Annotated in this window: 18 protein-coding genes; 10 read left to right on the forward strand and 8 right to left on the reverse strand. The window is 73.1% G+C overall.

Features of this window, described 5'->3' with window-relative positions; translation table 11 throughout:
• The first annotated feature begins 27 nt into the window (after positions 1-27).
• Positions 28-1,281, forward strand: coding sequence for a uroporphyrinogen-III C-methyltransferase (gene cobA, locus C5N14_RS24030; RefSeq protein WP_117670882.1), 1,254 nt, complete (start codon positions 28-30; stop codon positions 1,279-1,281).
• A gap of 91 nt (positions 1,282-1,372) precedes the next feature.
• Here cobA and otsB read toward each other — a convergent pair whose 3' ends face one another.
• Both otsB and C5N14_RS24040 read right to left on the reverse strand, forming a co-directional pair.
• Positions 1,373-3,979: a trehalose-phosphatase gene (gene otsB, locus C5N14_RS24035; RefSeq protein ID WP_117670884.1), complete on the reverse strand. Its 2,607-nt coding sequence runs from the start codon at positions 3,977-3,979 to the stop codon at positions 1,373-1,375.
• Complete coding sequence (locus tag C5N14_RS24040; RefSeq protein WP_117670886.1) at positions 3,976-5,376, reverse strand: trehalose-6-phosphate synthase; 1,401 nt, start codon at positions 5,374-5,376, stop codon at positions 3,976-3,978. Before C5N14_RS24040 ends, otsB begins: the two co-directional genes overlap by 4 nt.
• A gap of 467 nt (positions 5,377-5,843) precedes the next feature.
• On the opposite strand from C5N14_RS24040, the gene ettA reads away from it, so the two are divergent.
• The 4 genes from ettA to C5N14_RS24060 all read left to right on the forward strand — a co-directional run bounded on the left by ettA (position 5,844) and on the right by C5N14_RS24060 (position 9,436).
• Entirely contained in the window at positions 5,844-7,520 is a 1,677-nt protein-coding gene (gene ettA / locus C5N14_RS24045; RefSeq protein ID WP_117670888.1) for an energy-dependent translational throttle protein EttA, read from the forward strand.
• Entirely contained in the window at positions 7,513-7,971 is a 459-nt protein-coding gene (locus tag C5N14_RS24050) for a thioesterase family protein (protein ID WP_117670890.1), read from the forward strand. The genes ettA and C5N14_RS24050 overlap by 8 nt, the downstream gene beginning before the upstream one ends.
• The gene (locus C5N14_RS24055; protein ID WP_117670892.1) at positions 7,968-8,720 is read left to right on the forward strand and encodes a hypothetical protein; all 753 of its coding nucleotides are present in this window, start codon (positions 7,968-7,970) and stop codon (positions 8,718-8,720) included. The genes C5N14_RS24050 and C5N14_RS24055 overlap by 4 nt, the downstream gene beginning before the upstream one ends.
• 131 nt (positions 8,721-8,851) lie before the next feature.
• Positions 8,852-9,436, forward strand: a complete 585-nt coding sequence (locus C5N14_RS24060) for a YbjN domain-containing protein (protein ID WP_117670894.1) — start codon at positions 8,852-8,854, stop codon at positions 9,434-9,436.
• A gap of 157 nt (positions 9,437-9,593) precedes the next feature.
• Here C5N14_RS24060 and C5N14_RS24065 read toward each other — a convergent pair whose 3' ends face one another.
• The 3 genes from C5N14_RS24065 to C5N14_RS24075 form a co-directional block, all read right to left on the reverse strand.
• Positions 9,594-10,016 carry a globin gene (locus tag C5N14_RS24065; RefSeq protein ID WP_117670896.1) on the reverse strand — a complete coding sequence of 141 codons (423 nt, stop codon included), beginning with the start codon at positions 10,014-10,016 and terminating at the stop codon, positions 9,594-9,596.
• A gap of 85 nt (positions 10,017-10,101) precedes the next feature.
• Positions 10,102-11,472 carry an MFS transporter gene (locus C5N14_RS24070; RefSeq protein WP_117670899.1) on the reverse strand — a complete coding sequence of 457 codons (1,371 nt, stop codon included), beginning with the start codon at positions 11,470-11,472 and terminating at the stop codon, positions 10,102-10,104.
• Positions 11,473-11,726: 254 nt separating this feature from the next.
• Positions 11,727-12,776, reverse strand: a complete 1,050-nt coding sequence (locus C5N14_RS24075; RefSeq protein ID WP_207892856.1) for a mechanosensitive ion channel family protein — start codon at positions 12,774-12,776, stop codon at positions 11,727-11,729.
• 359 nt (positions 12,777-13,135) lie between these two features.
• Here C5N14_RS24075 and C5N14_RS24080 point away from each other — a divergent pair, with 359 nt between their 5' ends.
• Entirely contained in the window at positions 13,136-13,525 is a 390-nt protein-coding gene (locus C5N14_RS24080) for a hypothetical protein (protein ID WP_207892854.1), read from the forward strand.
• Between the two features lie 607 nt (positions 13,526-14,132).
• Positions 14,133-14,675, forward strand: coding sequence for an HNH endonuclease (locus tag C5N14_RS24085; protein WP_117670991.1), 543 nt, complete (start codon positions 14,133-14,135; stop codon positions 14,673-14,675).
• A 68-nt stretch (positions 14,676-14,743) separates the two neighbouring features.
• Here the strand turns inward: C5N14_RS24085 and C5N14_RS24090 are convergent, their stop codons facing one another.
• From C5N14_RS24090 to C5N14_RS24100, 3 genes are all read right to left on the reverse strand, one after another.
• Positions 14,744-15,583 carry a class F sortase gene (locus C5N14_RS24090; protein ID WP_117670901.1) on the reverse strand — a complete coding sequence of 280 codons (840 nt, stop codon included), beginning with the start codon at positions 15,581-15,583 and terminating at the stop codon, positions 14,744-14,746.
• A gap of 10 nt (positions 15,584-15,593) precedes the next feature.
• A complete protein-coding gene (locus tag C5N14_RS24095; protein WP_371685896.1) occupies positions 15,594-16,070 on the reverse strand; it encodes a hypothetical protein in 477 nt (158 codons plus the stop codon).
• A gap of 237 nt (positions 16,071-16,307) precedes the next feature.
• Positions 16,308-16,766 carry an Lrp/AsnC family transcriptional regulator gene (locus C5N14_RS24100; RefSeq protein ID WP_117670905.1) on the reverse strand — a complete coding sequence of 153 codons (459 nt, stop codon included), beginning with the start codon at positions 16,764-16,766 and terminating at the stop codon, positions 16,308-16,310.
• A gap of 145 nt (positions 16,767-16,911) precedes the next feature.
• Here C5N14_RS24100 and C5N14_RS24105 point away from each other — a divergent pair, with 145 nt between their 5' ends.
• Genes C5N14_RS24105 through C5N14_RS24115 form a run of 3 tightly spaced genes read left to right on the forward strand, consistent with a single transcriptional unit; the run spans position 16,912 to position 20,529 of the window.
• Entirely contained in the window at positions 16,912-17,814 is a 903-nt protein-coding gene (locus tag C5N14_RS24105; protein ID WP_117670907.1) for a tryptophan 2,3-dioxygenase, read from the forward strand.
• 14 nt (positions 17,815-17,828) lie between these two features.
• Positions 17,829-19,145 (forward strand): kynureninase, encoded by a 1,317-nt coding sequence (gene kynU, locus C5N14_RS24110; protein WP_117670993.1) that lies wholly within the window; start codon positions 17,829-17,831, stop codon positions 19,143-19,145.
• A 46-nt stretch (positions 19,146-19,191) separates the two neighbouring features.
• Positions 19,192-20,529: an NAD(P)/FAD-dependent oxidoreductase gene (locus tag C5N14_RS24115; protein ID WP_117670909.1), complete on the forward strand. Its 1,338-nt coding sequence runs from the start codon at positions 19,192-19,194 to the stop codon at positions 20,527-20,529.
• The last annotated feature ends 18 nt before the right edge of the window (positions 20,530-20,547 follow it).

Genomic DNA, 20,547 nt, shown 5'->3' on the forward strand with positions numbered 1-20,547 from the left:
GATCCGGCCCGGTGCCGGGGCGGCGGCGTGAGCGCCAACCCGTACCCCCTCGGCCTTCGGCTGGCCGGCCGGCGGGTGGTCGTGGTGGGCGGGGGCGCGGTGGCCACCCGGCGGGTGCCGGCGCTGCTCGACGCGGGCGCGGACGTCCTGGTGGTCTCGCCGGAGCTGACCCCGGCCCTGCGCGCCCACGTCGACGCCGGCCGGCTGCGCTGGGAGCCGCGCCGCTTCGCCCCGAGCGATCTGGACGGCGCCTGGCTGGTCCAGGCCGCCGTCGACGACCCGGCCGCCGCGGCGGCGGTCAGCGCCGCCGCCGACGAGCGCCGGATCTTCTGCGTCCGCGCCGACGACCGGGCCGCCGCCACCGCCTGGACCCCGGCAGTCACCCGGCACGGCGCGGTCACCGTCGCCGTCCTCGGCGGCGGCGATCCCCGCCGGGCCATGTCGGTCCGCGACGCCGTCCGCGCCCTGTTGAGTGCCGGCCAGGGGCCCCGGGCGGCGACCCCGGGGGCCGCTGTCGACACCTCGCGGCGGAGCGGGCCGGGGCGCGAGCCCGCCGCCGGCCGGGTGGCGCTGGTCGGGGCCGGGCCGGGCGACCCGGAGCTGATCACCGTGCAGGGGTGGCGGCTGCTCACCGAGGCCGACGTGGTGGTCGCCGACCGGCTGGTGCCCGGGCTGCTCTTGGACGAGCTGCGCCCCGACGTCGAGCTGGTGGACGCCTCGAAGATCCCGTACGGGCCGTCCCGGGCCCAGGAGGAGATCAACCGGATCCTCGTCGACCGGGCGCTGGCCGGCGCGTTCGTGGTCCGACTCAAGGGCGGCGACCCGTACGTCTTCGGCCGGGGCGGCGAGGAGCTGCTGGCCTGCGCGGCGGCCGGGGTGCCGGTGACCGTGGTCCCCGGGGTGACCAGCTCGATCGCCGCCCCGGCGGCGGCCGGCGTCCCGGTCACCCACCGGGCGGTGGCGCACGAGTTCACCGTGGTCTCCGGGCACGTCGCGCCCGACTCGCCGGCCTCCCTGGTGCGCTGGGAGGCCCTCGCCGGGCTGCGCGGCACGCTGGTGATCCTGATGGGGCTGAAGAACCTGGCCGCGATCACCGAGACCCTGATCGCCCACGGCCGCCCCGCCGGGACCCCGGCGGCCGTCGTGCAGGAGGGGACCACCGGTGGCCAGCGGAGCCTCCGGTCGACTCTCGGGGCGGTGGCCGCCGACGTGGTCGCGGCGGGCCTGCGGCCACCGGCCGTGGTGGTCGTCGGCGACGTGGTGGGAGCGCTCGACGGCTGAGCCGGCGGGCGCCCCCGTCCCGGCCCGGCGGGTTCCCGGAACGTGAACGGCGGCCGGAGACGGAGTCTCCGGCCGCCGTTCACGCGTCAGGTCACTGCTTGAGCATGTTGTCCAGCAGCAGGGCGCAGCGGATCAGGCCGAGGTGGCTGTACGCCTGCGGGTGGTTGCCCAGCCCGCGCTCGGCCAGCGGGTCGTACTGCTCCGGGAGCAGCCCCGTCGGGCCCGCCGTGTCGACCATCTGGGTGAACAGCTCCTCCGCGTCGGTGCGCCGCCCGGTGCGCAGGTACGCCTCGATCAGCCACGCCGTGCAGATGTGGAAGCCGCCCTCGCGCCCCGGCAGGCCGTCGTCCCAGTGGTACCGGTAGACGACCGGTCCGCTGCGCAGGTCCGCCTCGATCCTGAGCACGGTGGACAGGAAGCGCGGGTCGTCGCCCGGGAGCAGCCCGGACAGGCCGATCCACAGCGACGACGCGTCCATGTCCTCGTCGCCGTACGCGACGCTGTACGCCTCGACGTCGGCGTGCCAGCCGTACTCCAGGACGTTGGCGCCGATCCGGTCGCGCAGGTCCACCCACTCCGGCCGGTCCTCGCCGCCGTGCTGCCGCACCACGTGCAGCGCCCGGTCGACGGTCATCCAGCACATCACCTTGGAGAAGATGTGGTGCCGCGGGGGGAGGCGGGCCTCCCAGATGCCGTGGTCGGGCTCGTGCCAGCGGCGGCGGACCGCCTCGACCATGTTCTCCAGCACCCGCCACTCGTCCTCGCGCACCGAGCCCCGGGCATCGGCCACGGCCGCGATCAGGTCGGCGATCGGGCCGAACACGTCGAGCTGGAGCTGGTGGTTGGCGAGGTTGCCGACCCGCACCGGCCGGGAGCCGGCGTACCCGGGCAGGGTGTCGATGACCGCCTCGGCGCCCAGCTCGTACCCGTCGACCGTGTAGAGCGGGTGCAGCCGCTCGGGGTGGCCGCCGGTGCGGTCGATGCAGCCGTCCACCCAGCGCAGCAGCGCCTCGGCCTCCTCGATGGAGCCGAGGTCGACCAGTGCCCGCGCGGTCATCGACGCGTCGCGCAGCCAGCAGTACCGGTAGTCCCAGTTCCGCACGCCGCCCAACTCCTCGGGCAGCGAGGTGGTCGCCGCGGCGAGGATCGAGCCGGTCGCCTCGTGGCAGAGCCCGCGCAGGGTCAGCGCGCTGCGGGCGACCAGGTCCCGGGCGGTGGTGGGCAGCCGCAGCGACGCCACCCAGTCCTTCCACGGCTGCTCGGCGGCGGCCTGCCGCTCGTGGACCGGCAGCCGGTGGTGTTCCAGGCTGTGCGTGCCGAAGCGCAGCTCCAACACCACCTGCCCGCCGGCGGCGGACAGGTCCACGACGGCCTTGGCCGTCTCGTACCCGCCGTCGTTGCTGACCTGCCACTCGACGCCGGGGGAGTAGAGCGCGATCGGCTCGTTGGAGCCGAGCACCAGCAGGCCGTCGCCGACCGGCTGGAGCTGGGTGGCCACCTGGCCGAACTCGGGCCGGGGAGCGAACTCCACCCGGACCCGCCCGGAGCCGGTCAGCACCCGGACCAGGGTCGAGTCGCCGGTGAAGACCACCGGGCCGTCGGGTGTGGTTTCCCGGGCCGGCGTGTCCAGCCAGTCGGTGACGGTGAGGCCCGACCAGCGGGTCTCCACCGTCATCGTGCCGGAGCGGTAACGCTGGCCGAGCGGGATGCCGCCGCGCTCGGGAGCCACGCTGAAGTGCCCGGCAGGGCTGCCGCCGACCAGGTCGGCGAAGATCGCCGCCGAGTCCGGCTTGGGGTGGCAGAGCCAGGTGACCTTGGCGTCGGGGGTGAGCAGGGCGACGGTACGCCCGTTGGCGAGCATCGAGTGCCGCTCGATCGGCACGGCCCGCTCGCCGAAGAGCCAGTGCCGCCGGGTCTCCAGCAGCAGGCCGAGCGCGCGGGCGGCCTCGATCGGCTCGGCGACCCGGTAGTCGGCCCGGGTCTCGCCGATGCCGATCTTGATGCCCATGTCCGGGCCGTGCAGGTTGCCGAAGGCGTTCTCGTCGGTGACGTCGTCGCCGATGAACAGCACCGCGCTCGCCGAGAGTTGGGTGCGGAGCTGGTCGACGGCGGTGCCCTTGTGGGTCGCCACCACCGACAGCTCGATCACCTCCTTGCCCTGGGTGACGGTGACGCCGTCCCAGGTGGCCGGGCCGGTGCGGACCGCCTCGACGGCCGCGGCGGCGACCTGCGGGTCGAGCCCGCGGGTGTGCACCGCGACGCTGGCCGGCTTGCGCTCCAGCCGGACGCCCGGATGGGCGTTGGCGATCTCGCGCAGCGCGTCGCGCAGCCGGGTGCGCACGGCGATCAGCTCGGGGGAGAGCCGCTCGACGAAGCCGATGTCGAACTCGGAGCCGTGGCTGCCGACCAGGTGCACCTCGCTGGGCAGCCGGGACAGCGCGGCCAGGTCACGCAGCGCCCGGCCGGAGACCACCGCGACGGTGGTCTGCGGCAGCGCGGCGAGCGCCCGGACGGCGGCGACGGACTCGGGCAGCGGCACGGCCTTGCTCGGGTCCTCCACGATCGGCGCGAGGGTGCCGTCGTAGTCGCAGGCGACGAGGAGCTGGGGAACCCGGGCTATCCGCCCGATGGCCGCCCGAAGCTCGGGATCCAGCACTCCCGCGGCCGGGGCCGCCCCGTCGTGGACGGACGTGTTCACGCAGCCTCCGAATCAGGCACACCAAGCTCGGTGAGGAACGACTTCGCCCAGTGACCCACGTCGTGGGTGCGCAGGTGACGCTGCATGACACGCATGCGTCGGCGGGCCTCGGGCTTCTCCACATGCACGGCCTTGAGCAACGCGTCCTTGACCGCGTCGGGGTCGTGCGGGTTACACAAAAACGCCTGGCGCAGCTCGGTGGCGGCGCCGGCGAACTCACTGAGCACGAGCGCGCCGCCCTGGTCGGCGCGCGATGCCACGTACTCCTTGGCCACCAGATTCATTCCGTCTCGCAGCGGGGTCACCATCATCACGTCGGCGGCAACATACATCGCCGCCAGTTCACTGCGACTGTACGACTGATGCAGGTAATGCACCGCCGGCACGCCGACCCTGCCAAATTCCCCATTAATCCGGCCAACTTCGCGTTCGACCTTGACCCGTAGTGCCTGATAATGCTCCACCCGTTCGCGGCTCGGAGTGGCCACCTGCACCATAACCGCGTCCGGAACTGTCAACTTTCCGTCAGCCAGCAGCTCCCGGAAGGCCTTGAGTCGAAGCTCGATGCCCTTCGTGTAGTCCAGCCGGTCGACGCCCAGGATGATCGTCTTCGGGTTGCCCAGCTCCTCGCGGATCTGCTTGGCCCGGGCCTGGATCGCCGGGTCCTCGGCCAGCCGCTCCATCTCCTTCGTCTCGATGGAGATGGGGAAGGCGCCCGCCTTCACCTGCCGGCCGTCGACCTGGATCATCTGCCCCTCGTAGCGCAGCCCGAGCAGGTGCCGGGCCAGCCGGACGAAGTTCTGCGCGGCCAGCCGCTGCTGGAAGCCGACCAGGTCCGCCCCGAGCAGCCCGCGCAGGATCTCGGTGCGGAACGGCATCTGCATGAACAGCTCGATCGGCGGGAACGGGATGTGCAGGAAGAATCCGATCCGCAGGTCGGGGCGCAGCTCGCGGAGCATCGCCGGCACGAGCTGGAGCTGGTAGTCCTGCACCCAGACCGTCGCGCCTTCGGCCGCGACCTCCGCCGCGGCCTCCGCGAACCGCGCGTTGACCAGCCGGTACGCCTCGCGCCAGCGGCGCTTGTACGCCGGCGTCTCCACCGCGTCGTGGTAGAGCGGCCAGATCGTCGCGTTCGACTGACCCTCGTAGTAGCGTTCCAGCTCGTCCGCGCTCAGCGGCACCGGGTGCAGCCGGATCCCCTCCAGGTCGAACGGCTCGGGGGCGGCACCCGTGCCGCCGGCCCAGCCGACCCACGTGCCCTGGTGTTCCGCGAGGACGGGATGCAGCGCCGTGACCAGGCCACCCGGGCTGCGGCGCCACTGCCGCCCCTCCGGGGTGTTCACCTCGTCGACCGGTAGTCGGTTCGCCACTACGACAAAGGAACTGCGGACGGTCACGTTCGGCCACCTCCGGGTGCTGACGGGGTCCACCGCGATGAGCGTACTGAGCGTAGCTGCGGCCTCTGATGCCCCGTGCCGGAGTTAACCTACCCGTCCCACGCTCGGCGAACCGTGAAGGTGATCACGCCCGGGCGACCTCGGCCGGAGGTGGGCCGTCGGCCACCCCTCGCCGGGCCCGCCCGGCGCTCCCACCGGTCCGTCCCGACCCCTGCCGTCGCCCGGTCGGTGGCTCGCCGGGGCGCGGTCGGGGCGGGGTGATGTGGGCGAAGCCCGGCGTACCTGTCAGGATTGAGGATGGCGTGCGTTGTGGCCGGCTCCCGGCCGGCGGCGGCGAGCGGCCCCGGAGCCCCGGCGGCACACCAAGCCCGAGTGGCGCCGGAGCCCCCCGAGTGGCGCCGGAGCCCGCGCCCGCCAGCCCACACCCGCAAGCTCCCAGATCGCAACCTACGGAGGTAGCCCGCACCGTGGCCCAGTACATCTACGTCCTGGAAAAGGCGCGCAAGGCGCACGGCGACAAGGTCGTGCTCGACAACGTGACGCTGAGCTTCCTGCCGGGTGCCAAGATCGGTGTGGTCGGCCCGAACGGCGCCGGTAAGTCCAGCCTTCTCAAGATCATGGCAGGGCTGGACCGGCCGAGCAACGGCGAGGCCCGGCTGATGCCCGGCTACACCGTCGGCATGCTCGCCCAGGAGCCCCCGCTCAACGACGCCAAGACCGTCCTCGGCAACGTCGAGGAGGCGGTCGCGGAGACCAAGGCCAAGCTGGAGCGGTTCAACAAGATCGCCGAGCAGATGGCGACGGACTACTCCGACGAGCTGATGGAGGAGATGGGCAGGCTCCAGGAGGAGCTGGACCACCTCGACGCCTGGGACATCGACTCCAAGCTCGAACTGGCCATGGACGCGCTGCGCTGCCCGCCGCCGGACGCCGACGTCACCGAGCTCTCCGGTGGCGAGCGCCGCCGGGTCGCGCTCTGCAAGCTGCTGCTGGAGGCGCCCGACCTGCTGCTGCTCGACGAGCCCACCAACCACCTGGACGCGGAGAGCGTCTCCTGGCTGGAGCAGCACCTGGCCAAGTACGCCGGCACCGTCATGGCGATCACCCACGACCGGTACTTCCTGGACAAGGTCGCCGGCTGGATCCTGGAGCTGGACCGCGGCCGGGCCATCGGCTACGAGGGCAACTACTCCACCTACCTGGAGAAGAAGGCCGCCCGGCTGGCCGTCGAGGGACGGCGGGACGCCAAGATGAAGAAGCGCCTCACCGAGGAGTTGGAGTGGGTCCGCTCCAACGCCAAGGCGCGGCAGACCAAGTCCAAGGCCCGCCTCGACCGGTACGACGAGATGGCCACGGAGGCGGAGAAGACCCGTAAGCTCGACTTCGAGGAGATCCAGATCCCGCCGGGCCCGCGCCTGGGTAGCACGGTGATCGAGGCGCAGAGCCTGAGCAAGGGCTTCGGCGACCGGCTGCTGATCGACAACCTGTCGTTCTCGCTGCCGCGCAACGGCATCGTCGGCATCATCGGCCCGAACGGCGTCGGCAAGACCACCCTGTTCAAGACCATCGTCGGGCTGGAGCAGCCGACCGGCGGCGAGGTCCGGGTCGGCCCCACCGTCTCCCTGTCGTACGTCGACCAGAACCGGCAGGGCCTCGAGGGCGACAAGAGCGTCTGGGAGGTCGTCTCCGACGGCCTGGACTACCTGATGGTGGGCAAGGTCGAGATGCCGTCGCGGGCGTACATCGCGGCGTTCGGGTTCAAGGGGCCGGACCAGCAGAAGCCGACCAAGGTGCTCTCCGGCGGCGAGCGCAACCGGCTCAACCTGGCGCTGACCCTGAAGATCGGCGGCAACGTCATCCTGCTCGACGAGCCGACCAACGACCTGGACGTGGAGACCCTGTCCAGCCTGGAGAACGCGCTGTTGGAGTTCCCCGGCTGCGCCGTGGTCATCTCCCACGACCGGATGTTCCTGGACCGGGTCGCCACGCACATCCTGGCCTGGGAGGGCGACGACCAGAACCCGGCGAAGTGGTTCTGGTTCGAGGGCAACTTCGAGGCGTACGAGAAGAACAAGATCGATCGGCTCGGCGCCGAGGCGGCCCGCCCGCACCGGGTGACCTACCGCAAGCTCACCCGTGACTGACCGCTTCGTCTACCACTGCACGCTGCGCTGGTCCGACCTGGACGCGTACGGGCACGTCAACAACTCGCGCTTCCTCACCCTGTACGAGGAGGCGCGGGTGGCGTTGATGTTCGCCGGTGGCCGGGCGTGGGGGGTGGGCTCCTTCGCCGACGGGGTGGTCATCCGCCGGCACGAGGTCGACTACCTGCGCCCGGTCGACTACGCGCTGGGCCGGGCCACCGCGGCGGCCGCCCCCACCGTGCGGATCGAGCTGTGGATCGAGGAGATCCGGGCATCCCGGTTCACCGTCGGCTACGAGCTGTACGACGCCGACGTGCTGGCCAGCACGGCCCGCTCGGTGCTGGTGCCGTTCGACCTGGTCGCCAAGCGGCCCCGGCGGATCACCGAGGAGGAGCGGGCCTTCCTGCTCGCGTACGCCCCGGGCATCAGCGCGGCCGGAGCCCCGGCGTGAGCGGCACCCCGGCCCGCCCTCAGGGCCCCGACGTGGCCGGTGGCGGGCACGGGCTGGCCGGGGTGGCCGACGCGGGCGCGTTCCTGGCCCGGCTCGTCCGGCTCGACCGGGCCGCGCTGGTCCGGCTGCGTCCCGCCGCGTCGCCGGCCGGCCCGGCCGACCGGACGGCGCTCTGGGCGCGGCTGCCGTGGGACGTGCTGGCCGTCCGGACGGTGGCCGGGGTGGGCTGCGGGGACGTGACGGTGGCCGCCCGGGACCTGCTGGCCGAACTCACGGCCGGCGGGCACACCCTGCCGGCCCGCCGGGACGCGCAGTGGCGCTGGCCCCTGCCGCCGGCGGCGAGCCGGCCGGTGGAGCTGCTGCCGGCCGGGGAGCTGTGGCGGATCGCCGAGGCGGCGGCGGGGACGCTGCGCGAGGCCGCCGCGCACGGGGTGTCCGGCCGGGCGGTGGGGCAGCGGGTGCTGCGGGACGCGCTGCTCGACCACGTGGCCGTGGTGGTCACCCCGGACGACCCGCCCGGTCCGCCGGTCGAGATCGCCCAGCGGCTGGTTCAGGGTCTGGTCCGGATGGGCTTCCTGGGCCATCCCGGCAGCGCCACCGGGACCGCGGCGCCGGGGACCGCCGGCGGCGACGTTCAGGTGCGGGTGGTCGGCCGATGGGTCGGACTGGTGGGACCATACGGAGCCGTGTGGTTGCAGAAGGTGGCCGATCTTGCCGTCACGCCGCTCGGGGTTCAGCCGAAAGTATGACCCATGGTCGTTCTTCTGGCCCGGGGCTGCCGTTGGGGGGATGCTTCAACCCGGCTGTCCGGGTACCGTCCATCCTCGGATCCAACGCACCGTAGGCGGCTGGATCCGCTGGGGAGTGAGGTGCGCGAGCGATGCCGTGGTGGTCATGGCGCCCCGGTCCCGCCGGTGGCGGCGAACCGGAAACTCGAAGCGGGATCACAGTGGACAGCACCGTCCGGGTCGGACCACCGGCCCCACGTCAACCGGGCGACGACTGCCCGGCCGCCGACCGTGCCGTGATCACCGACATGTCGGCAACCATCGCGCCGGTCACCCTCCGCCGGGTCTGCGACGCGCTCGACCTGCTGGACGTGCGCTACCTGGCCGACGGTGACGGCAACCTGCTGGCCATGTGGGAGCGGCACGCGGTGCTGGTCACCCTGGAGGGCCCGGAGGACGAGATCCTGGTGATGCGGGCCCGTCCACATGCGACGGTGCCGCCCGACTGGGCCGACCGGGCCTACCGGGTGGTCAACGAGTGGAACCACACCCGCCGATTCTGCAAGGCGTACATCGGCGATCCCACCGAGCGGGGTCAACTGCCGATCTACGCGGAGCTCCAGGTGCCCCTCGGTGCCGGGACGCACGACGCGCTCCTGGTCGAGATGCTCGACTGTGGCGCCGCGGTGGCCACCACCTTCGTGGACTGGCTGCACGACGAGGGCGCGCTGCTCTGACCCGCACGCCCGCCCGGGCCGCCCTCGCGGGACCCGGGCGGGCTGCCGGGTGGCGGGGCGCCGGGCAGGGTGGCGGGGTGCCGGCCCGGGCGAGGCCGGCGGGGCGCGGACGCCCGGCCCGGGTGGCAGGCCGGGCGGGGAGCGTGGTCTCGGCCGCTCAGACCGGACCGGCCGCCGGGTCGTCCATCGCGTTCACCATGAAGTAGGCGGCCCGTTCCAGGTAGTCCCACAGCGCGGTGGCGATCTCCGGCGGCAGGTCCAGCCGGTCGACGGCCCGGCGCATGTGGTGCAGCCAGGCGTCCCGTTCGGCCGCGCCGATCCGGAACGGGGCGTGCCGCATCCGCAGCCGGGGATGCCCCCGCTGGGCGGAGTAGGTGTTCGGGCCGCCCCAGTACTGGATCAGGAACAGCGTCAGCCGGTCCGCCGCGGGGCCCAGGTCCTCCTCCGGGTACATCGGTCGCAGCAGCGGGTCGGTGGCCACGCCGGCGTAGAACTCGTCCACCAGCTTGCGGAAGGTGGGTTCGCCGCCGACCGCCTCGAAGAGGGTCACGGCACGCTCGGACTCACCTGCGGGATTCACCGTTCCATCCTGCCAGGTGCGCCCGGGGTCGGCGGAGGCGTACCGGCCGGGGTCGCTGCCGACCTCGTCACACCGGTCCCGCCCGTCAGCCCACCGCGTGGCTGCGCCGGCCGCGCTCGCCCGGCACGTCGCCCAACTGCCCGTCGCTGTCGCCCGTCGGCCGGGGCCGGACCAGGCCGTCGGCGTTCCCGGCGGCCTCGATGGCCGCGTCGATCGTCGTCCGGCTGGGCCAGCGGGCGACGCTGAGCGCCATCAGCAGGACCCCGGCCGCGCTCCACGCGCCCACCACCAACGGGATCGAGAACCGCTCGGCGAGCAGGCCGGTGGCCAGCACGGCGAAGCCCTGGATCACCTGCACCCCGGTGGCCATCACCCCGAACGCGCGGGCCCGGTAGCCGTTGGGCAGCGCCCGGACGAAGAGCCCGTTGGCGACCGGGAGCAGCCCGGCGACCGCGAAGCCGCAGAGGGCGGCCAGCAGGGCCACCAGCAGCGGCGGCGGGTCGAACAGCGCCGGTACCAGGGCCAGCGGCGCGAGCACCGCCAGCGGCCGGATCAGGACCAGTCGGCGGGCCGGGGCGACCGCCCGGCCGACCAGCAGCCCGCCCAGGATGAAGCCGATCGGGTTGGCGGCCATGATGACGGCCTGGGCCGCGCCGGTGTCGAGGCCGCCGCCGACGCCCTCCCTGGCCCAGGCGGCGGCCAGCCCCTCCGGCACGATCGAGAAGAGCATGGAGCTGAACACCAGCAGGGCGATCGCCCGCAGCACCGGGGTGCCGAAGACGATCCGGAAGCCCTCGCCGGTCTCCCGCAGCAGGTGGCTGCGGTGTGCGGCGCTCATCGCCGGCGGCCGGTCCCGGATGCCGAAGCGGACCAGGGCCGCCGAGAGGGCGAAGGTGGCCGCGTTGAGCAGCAGGGCGGCGGTCGGGTTGACCGCCGCGATGGCCGCGCCGATCAGGTAGCCGACCACCTGGGCGGCCTGGCCGGTGCTGCTGTTCAGCGAGAGACCGACCACCAGCCGGTCGCCGGTCAGGATGAGCGGCATCAGCGCGGACCGGGCGGCCTGGCTCGGCGGGTTGGCCAGGGTGGTCGCGAAGAGCAGGCAGAGGATCAGCCACGGCGGGTTGCCCGGGATGGCGACCAGCACCATCAGGGCCATCCGGATCAGGTCGCAGGCCACCATCACCGAGCGGTAGCGGTGCCGCTCCGCCAGCGTGGCCAGCAGCGGGCCGCCGATGAGCCAGGGCAGGAAGCTGACCGCGAACGCGGCGGCCGAGTAGGCCACGGACTGGGTCTCGTGGTAGACCAGAACGGTGACCGCGGCCTTCGCGACGAAGTCGCCGATCCAGGAGAGCGCGCTCGCGGCGAAGACCGCCCTGTACTCCCGTTGGGCGAACACCTCACGGAAGGTGGCCGGCCCTTCCTGGGAGGGTCGCTCGTCGGGCACCGTGGCCTCCATCGTTCCCCGGGTGGGCCACTCGTGATGGCTTGCCCGGGAAACCGTCGTCAGATCTACGGATCAGCGAGACGTGATCACGCTCCGGCAGGTGGCGCGTACCGGATTCTGCCCGATCGTCTGAGAGCTGGCTAGGGCGAACGGTTTGATCGTCGCATCTCCGACTGAACGAACGGACGATACCCGAGGGGCCGCGCGGTCCGCGACCCCTGGATTCTCGGTCAGAGGAACCGCAGGTCATCGAGGTTCTTCTTGGTTCAGGTGGCCCCGCCCTGGCCGGTCGTCCCGTCCTCGGTAGTGGCGCGCGGCGGGAAACCCGGGTAGAGGCGGGCGGCGGCGATCTTCGCCGTGATGCCCGAGTTCTCCAGCGCCTCGGCGAGCCGCCGGCGCAGCTCCCGGCCCACCGAGAACTGCCCCTCCGCGGTGGTCTTGACGACGGTTCGGATCACCGCCCCGTCCACCGTCATCTGCTCGACACCCAGCACGTCGGGCGGCTCCACGATCTCCGGGGCCAGGTCCGGGTCCATCGCCACCGAGGCCGCGGCGGTCCGCAGCACCGCCGTCGCCTCCTCGGTGCCGGCGAACCCGATCGGCAGGTCGACCACCACCAGCGCCCAGCCCTGGCTCTTGTTGCCCACCCGGATGATCTCGCCGTTGCGGATGTACCAGAGCACGCCCCGGCTGTCCCGGACCGTGGTGACCCGCAGCCCCACCGACTCCACCACGCCGGTCGCCTCGCCCAGGTCGACCGTGTCGCCGACGCCGTACTGGTCCTCCACCAGCATGAACAGGCCGGCGATCAGATCCTTGACCAGGCTCTGCGCGCCGAAGCCGAGCGCCACGCCGGCGATGCCCGCGCTGGCCAGCAGCGGCGCCAGGTCGAAGCTGAACTCGCGCAGGATCATCAGCAGCGCTATGCCGAAGACGAACGCGGTGACCATGCTGCGCAGCACCGACCCGATCGCCTCGGCCCGCTGCCGGCGCCGCTCGGGGACGAACTCGCCGGGCTCGTGCGCGGCGGTCGGCACCCGCTCCCGCAGCGGGCGCAGCATGGTCGGCACCCCGTCGGCGGTGGTGCGGACCAGCCGCTTGATCATCCGGTGCAGCGCCCAGCGGGCGACGAACGCCAGCACGAGGATCAGCAGCACCCGCAGGGGCTTCAGCAGGATCCAGTAGCTGCCCTCGGCGAACCACGACGACCCGGTCGTCTCGTACATCCACTCGCAGGAGGTGCTGCCCTGGCAGTCGGCGCTCGGGGTAGCGTTCGGGGAAGGGCTCGGGGCCACCACGGACGCGGCGGCGAGCATCAGGCTGGCGGCACTCACCCTGCCTTCGTACCCCACGGCCACCGAACGGCCCGCGGCGGACCCACCATCCGGTACGCGGCCCCGGCGGACCAGCCGTGTTTGGCGAGCGCATCCAGTTGCGGGTACCGGGGCCGGGAGGCAACGTTCTACGGCTGTCGAGCAAACGCTTCGTTTGCCGATCGCAGACATGCGAATCGATACCGAAAGCTTGTCAGTTGGTGCAGCAGCAAATGTCATCGAGCGATGTATACGAGATCAGCCGTAACGCATTGGCCACCTGCGGGGGCCGAGCTGGCAGCACGTCCGCTCGCTCATAGCCGACGAGCGGATGCCCGTGTGCCGTCTGGCACCATGGTCCCGTGCGGCAATATTCGGTCGGGCCGCCGACCTCCATGCTGGCGGGTGCCGACGTGGCGCTCGTAGGCCTGTTCTCCGGGAGGGATAGCGAGTTCGGCGCGAAGCTCGACGTGCTGGCGGCTTCCGTGGAGGCCCATGGCGGGCGGGTGGTGAGCCGGCACGTCCAGCGGCGGGGTGTCTCGCACGGTGGCGCGTCCAAGATGGCCGTGCCGTTCTCGCGGCAAACACTGCTCAGCCCCGGCAAAGCGCGCGAAGTCGCGCAAGCGTGCCGGGCAGCAGGGGTCGGTGTTGCGGTGTTCGTAAACCCGCTCACAGAACGCCAACGGGCTGTCCTCGGCGATATGTTCGGGTGCTTGGTGGTCGGCGGCGACCTCTTCACCCCCAGTCAGTGAGCGCCTGCACATGCCGCGAGCCGTGCGGTTGTCGCGATCATGTGCCGGCCGGCGTCGATCGCCACCAGGAGCACGCGCGCAGCTCGGGCGCCAGCCTCGACCGGACGCGCGGCAGTGGACGCACGGGGTGTGCCGGGGTCGGGCCGGCTGGGCCTGGCCGAGGCGGGATCGCCGAGTTGTCGACCGGTAGCCCGCCACCTAACCTGAGCCCCTGATCGGGTCCTGGACTACCCGTGTCAGCGCTTCGAGAGGGCTTCCCGCTTCGCGTCGGGAACTCTAGTGATCTTGAGTTAACTTGATCAAGTTCACCAAGTTCAATGCATAATCATGATCATCGGGCCCGGATCCGGCACAACTGAGATCGAAAACGGGGGTGATACGTCGCGCGGCGCTGAGGGGTCCCGCCCTGCTCAGGGGTCAGATCGGTCCGGTTCCGGGTGTTGCCCAGCCGGCTTCCGACATTAGTACGTGCAATCCGGGGTCGTATCAGGGACGATTGGCGCAACGGACGTCGGTGATCCTGCCGGCGTCGGACGTGGTTCCGCCGTGCGCGGGCACGCCCGGCGCGCCCGGCGGTGGGAGCGGCTGGACCGGGAGGGTGAGCTCGATGCCTGACATACGACCCACGGTGGGCTCCGGCGCGCTGGTTCTCAACGCCACCTACGAGCCGCTGTGTGTCGTGTCGGTGCGTCGCGCCGCGATCCTCGTCCTCTCCGCCAAGGCAGTCTGCGTGGCCGACGGCGAGGGCGTGTTGCACAGTGCCCGCAACGCGCTCCCGGTGCCGTCGGTGGTCCGGCTCACCCGGTTCGTCCGGGTTCCCTACCGTGCCCACGTCGGGCTCTCCCGCCGGGCGATCTTCGCCCGGGACGGCTGGCGGTGCGCGTACTGCCGGGGCCCGGCGGAGACCATCGACCACGTGTTCCCGCGCAGCCGGGGCGGCCGGCACGCCTGGGAGAACGTGGTGGCGGCGTGCGGCCGGTGCAACCACACCAAGGGCGACAAGACCCCGGCCGAACTCGGCTGGCGGCTGCACTCGCCGCCCGCCGTCCCGAAGGGGACGGCCTGGCGGGTGCTCGGCCACCGCACCCCCGACCCGCGCTGGGCCGACTGGCTCGACCTGTGCGAGCCCGAGACCGAGGTTGCAGCCTGAGCGGTGCCGGGGCCGGAAACGGCGCTCCGTCGGGCCGGGGGCCGGGAACGGCGACCTGAGCGGCGCTCTCACTCGTGGCGGGCCTTCACCAGGGACGCGTACACCACCACGTTGTCGGCGTATCCGGTCTCCCCGCCGACCCACCGGCCGCCGCAGGTGATCAGGCGCAGCCTGGGCCGGGTGAAGTCGCCGTATACCTCGCCCACCGGCAGTTCGTCCTTGTCGTAGCGGTGCACCGAGTCGACCTCGAACACCGCCACCGAGCGGTCCGCCCGGTGGACCTCGACCCGGTCGCCGGGGCGCAGCTCCTTCAGGCCGTGGAAGACCGCCGGCCCGGTCCGGGTGTCGACGTGGCCGACGATCACCGCCGGGCCGTACTGGCCGGGGGTCGGCCCCTGGTCGTACCAGCCGGCCTCCTGGGCGCGGGCGGCGTCGGGCACCCCGATGCTGCCGTCCGCCGCGATGCCGACGTCGTGCACCGGGGCGTCCAGGTCGATCGGGTCGCTGCTGATGGCGACCGGCCGGCTGGCCGGCAGCACCGGGAACTTCTTCGGCGGGGGCCGCAGCCCGGCGACGAACCGGTCCGGCAGCACGCTGTGCCCGGTCACCCGCTCGACGCCGAGCATGGTCACGATCAGCGCCATCAGGGCGGCGATGACCAGCACCGGGGCGCCGGGACCCCGGCCGGCCAGCCGCCACCGGGCCGCGCCCGGCCCGCCCCGGCCCGGGGCGACGGCCACCGGGCGGGTGTCCGGGTCGACCGTGGCGACGCTGGCCGAGAAGACCTGCCCGGCGGCCCGGGCGGCCCGGCCGCACCCCCGGGCCACCAGCCGGACCCCCGTCCGGAACCGGCCGGCGGTGCGGCGCGGCCTCCCGGCCGAGTCGGCACGCGTACGTCGGCGGGCCATGGCGACCTCGTCAGGAACGCGTCCCGGTACGCCGACGCGAGCCGAACGCCCCGAACCCGGCGGCCACGGCCGCCACCGCGAGGCCGCCCACGAGCAGCAGCGAGCCGGCGCCCCGGTCGCCGCCGGCCGTGCCGCCGCCACCGGTGTTGGGCCCCTTGCTCGGCTGGGCCATGTTCAGCACGTTGAGTGTGGTGGTCGCGGTGCCGCCGTTGCGGCAGCGCAGCTCGACGGGGTAGTCGCCGGGCTGCTTGTTGCCCGGGACGGTGACCGTCCCGGTCAGGAAGCCGTTGTCGGGCCGGAGCACGACCCGGCCGAAGGCGTCGGACTGCACGTCCGCCTGCCGGTTGTTGTCGTTGTCGCAGCTCGCCCGGATGCTGACCCGGCTGCCGGCCTGCACGCTGTTCGGCGTGACCTCGACGAAGGTGTTCTCCCCGGCCCGTGCCGGCGCGACCGTGGCCAGGACGAACGCTCCGACCAGGCCGAACACGGTCAGCACGGCCGACAGGACGCGATGTGACGCGGTGAGCCCCCGCATGATTCCCCCCTCCCGGTGCCGGGCACCGGAATCCTCCCCCGGGTAGTCCGTCCTGCATTCCCCACGGGGTCGGGGCAAACCCGCCGTCGGCGGCGCGGCGGGCCGGGATGCCGACCGGGTGCGGTCCGGGACGCGGGCGCCACTCGGTTCTGATGACGCAGACGACTCAGCTCCATAGGCGGGCGGGCGCTACCGCTGGGCGGGCGGCTCGCCGTCCAGCAGGGTGACGGGGTGCCAGTCGAGGGGGGTGGACAGCACCATGGTGCTCGACGGCTGGCCGTACGGGGCGAGCCGGTCGATCACCCGCTCGAACTCGCCGATCGACCCGGTCGCGACCTTGAGCATGCTGCACGCGTCGCCGGTGATCCGGTGGATCTCCAGGATCTCCGGCCAGTGCGTCACCTCCGGGTCGTGCAGGATGCAGCGGGACCCGTAGCAGGACATCCGGATCAGGGCGACCACGGAGCGGCCGGCCCGGGCCAGGTCGACGTGGGCGCGGTAGCCGGTGATCACCCCCGACTCCTCCAGCCGGCGGACCCGCTCGGCCACCGCCGGTGGCGACAGGTGCACCCGGCGGGACAGCTCGCTGAACGACAACCGGGCGTCGGCCTGGAGCTCGCGCAGCAGGGCCCAGTCCATGTGGTCCACGCCTGACCTTCCTTCCCGAAACCCCGAAGGGGTGTTCGCCTTTGTCGTCGCAGGTCGGAGGCCAGTAGTGCCGTCGATCCGGCATTCCATTCGCCCCTTCCACCAGGGCACCATGACGTTACCCGGCTGATGGAGGAGACGACAGGTGGAGCAGACGGACCTGCGGGCCCCCGCGCTGGCCGCGGCGGTTCGTCCGGCGACCCCGCAGCAGCGGGCGGCCCGGGCGGCCCGCAACGGCGGCGAACCGACGCTGGAGTTCGCCGAGCGGGTGCCCTACGACGCGTATGTGCACGCCAGCACCCTGCACGGGTTGCAGCAGCCGCTCAGCGACGACCCGGGCGAGATGTCCTTCCTGATGGTCAGCCAGATCATGGAGCTGTACTTCGGGCTGACCTGCCACGAACTGCGCGAGGCGCAGCGCTGCCTGCGCGCCGACCGGGTCTGGGAAGCGCTGGCCCCGCTGCGCCGTGCGGCCATGCACCTGGAAGGGCTCAACGCGGCCTGGAAGGGGCTGCGCTGGATGACCCCGGCCGACTTCAACCGGTTCCGCAACCTGCTCGGCGAGGGCTCCGGCTTCCAGTCGGCGATGTACCGGCACCTGGAGTTCCTGCTCGGCCTGCGCGACGTGACCCTGATCCGGCCGTTCCGCCGGCAGGCCGAGGTGTACGCCGAGCTGCGCGACACCCTGGCCGCCCCGAGCGTCTGGGACGACGTGGTCGCCCTGCTGGCCCGGCGTGGCTTCGACGTCCCCGGCGAGGTGCTGGAGCGGGACGTCGCCGAGGAGCACCGGCCGGACCCGGCCGTGGAGGCCGCCTGGGTGGCCGTGTACGGCGACGACGGCCCGGACAACCACCTGCGCCTGCTCGGCGAGGCGCTGGCCGAGGTGGCCGAGCAGTTCGGCGACTGGCGGTGGAACCACGTCAAGGCGGTGCAGCGGGCGATGGGCGCCAAGGTCGGCAGCGGCGGCTCGGCCGGCCTCGCCTGGTTGCAGCGCAGCATGGCCCGGGTGGTCTTCCCGGAGCTGTGGTCGGCCCGGACGGCGATGTGAACGAGGAGCACGACATGAACACGCAGGACCGGGCCGCGACGCGCCCCTCGGAGCAGGAGGCGCACCGCCTCGACCAGGCCGATCCCGGGCACCGGCAGCTGTTCCACGTGCCGCCGGCCGACGGCGGGCGCTACCCGGAGGCCGCGTACCTGGCCGGCAACTCGCTCGGCCTGCAACCCCGGGCCACCCGGGACGAGCTGCTCGCCGACCTGGACGCGTGGGGCCGGCTCGGCGTCGAGGGGCACCTGGAGGCGGACCGGCCCTGGCTGCCGTACCACGAGCTGTTGACCGGGCCGGTCGCGCGACTGGTCGGCGCCCGGCCCGCGGAGGCCGTGGTGATGAACTCCCTCACGGTCAACCTGCACCTGCTGATGGTCGGCTTCTACCGGCCGGCGGGCAGGCGGACCCGGATCGTCATCGAGGACAGCGCCTTTCCCTCGGACAGCTACGCGGTGCGCAGCCAGGCCCGCCTCCACGGCCTCGACCCCGACACCGCCGTGGTCCGCCTGCGCCCGCGCGACGGCGAGGAGACCCTGCGCACCGCCGACGTGCTGGACTTCCTGGCCGCCGAGGGCGACACCGTCGCGCTGGTGCTGCTCGGTGGGGTCAACTACCTCACCGGCGAGCTGATGGACATCCCCGCGATCACCGCCGCGGGCCGGGCCGCCGGGGCGGTGGTCGGCTGGGACCTGGCGCACGCGGCCGGAAACGTCCCACTGGCGCTGCACGACTGGGACGTCGACTTCGCGGCCTGGTGCTCCTACAAGTACCTCAACTCCGGCCCGGGGGCGCTGGCCGGCGTCTTCGTCCACGAGCGCCACCTCGGCCGGGCCGACCTGATCCGCTTCGAGGGCTGGTGGAGCACCGAGGCGGCCACCCGGTTCGAGATGGCCCCGGTGTCCCGGCCGCCGGCCACCGCGGAGGCGTGGCAGGTCTCCAACCCGCCGATCTTCGCGATGGGCCCGGTGCGGACCTCGCTGGAGCTGTTCGACTCGGTCGGCATGCCGGCGCTGCGGGAGCGCAGCGTGCGGCTCACCGGATACCTGGAGCGGCTGCTCGACGAGGTCACCGCCGACCGGCCGCTGCGGGTGGTCACCCCGCGCGAGCCGGAGCGCCGGGGCTGCCAGCTCTCGGTCCGTATCGGCGCGGGCAGTGCGGGCGAGCTGACCAAGCGGCTGCGGCACGAGCACGGCGTGATCGCCGACGCCCGGGAGCCGGACGTCGTCCGGTTCGCCCCGGTGCCGCTGTATTCGACGTACCACGACTGCTGGCGGGTCGCCGACGCGCTGGCCGCGACCGTGGAGAGGCACACCGGTGAGCGCGAGGAGTGAGCCGGGGTTGCGAGCCCCGCAGTCGCGAACGAAAGGCGGGCTGAGCATGAACGCGGAACGGGACGAGATCGCCGTCGTCGGGGCCGGGCTCGCCGGCTGCCTGCTGGCCTGCTTCCTGGCCCGGCGCGGGTACCGGGTGGCGCTCTACGAGCGGCGGCCCGACCCGCGCACCGGGAAGGCCGAGCGGGGCCGCTCGATCAACCTGGCGCTGTCCGAGCGCGGGCTCGACGCGCTGCGCCGGATCGGCCTGGACGGCCAGGTGATGGCGGACGCGCTGCCGATGCGCGGCCGGATGATCCACCCGGTCGCGGGGGAGCCGCAGTTCCAGTCGTACAGCGCCGCGGGGGACCTGGCGATCAACTCGATCAGCCGGGGCGCGCTGAACAACGCCCTGCTCACCGCCGCCACCACGCTGCCCGGGGTGCGTGTCGCGTTCGACCACCGGCTCGTCGGGCTCGACCCGATCACCGGGGAGATGGCCTTCGAGACGCCGCAGGGCAAGGTCACGGCCACCGCGCCGGTCGTCCTCGGCGCCGACGGGGCCGGCTCGGCGGTGCGCGGGCAACTCCTCGCGTACGGGGCGCTGAGTGAGAGCCTCGACTTCCTCGACTACGGCTACAAGGAGCTGACCATCCCGGCGCTCGGCGGCGAGTTCGCCCTCGACCCGGCGGCGCTGCACATCTGGCCGCGCGGCACCTCGATGATGATCGCCCTGCCCAACCCGGACCGCTCCTTCACCTGCACGCTGTTCTGGCCCACCCACGGCACCGCGAGCTTCGCCTCGCTGAGCAGCCCGGCGGCGATCGAGCGGCACTTCGCCACCCACTACCCGGACCTGGTCCCGCTCGCCCCCAACCTGGTCGACGACTACCAGCACAACCCGATCGGGGTGCTCGGCACGGTCCGCTGCGCCCCGTGGCAGGCGAACGGGCGGGTCGGCCTCGTCGGCGACGCCGCGCACGCCATCGTGCCCTTCTACGGCCAGGGCGCGAACTGCGCCTTCGAGGACGTGGTGGTGCTCGACCGCTGCCTCGACGAGTGCGGCGACGACTGGGCGGCGGCGCTGCCGCTGTTCCAGGCGCGGCGGCAGGACGACACGGAGGCGATCGCCCGGATGGCGCTGACCAACTTCGTGGAGATGCGCGACAAGGTGGCCTCCCCGGTGTTCCAGGCCCGGCGCGGGCTGGACCACACGCTGGAGCGGGCCCTGCCCGGCCGGTACGTCTCGCAGTACGAGCTGGTCTCCTTCTCCACCACCCCGTACGCGCAGGTGCGGCGGCGGGTCCGCCGCCAGCAGGCGGTGCTCGGCGCGGTGGCCGCCACGGCGGCGACGCTGCTGGTCGGCGCGGTCGGCGCGGCACTCGCCCGGGGGTGGCGGCGATGAGCGTGACCTGGGATCCCG

It is taken from the genome of Micromonospora sp. MW-13, from assembly GCF_003434305.1.
GTDB lineage: Bacteria > Actinomycetota > Actinomycetes > Mycobacteriales > Micromonosporaceae > Micromonospora.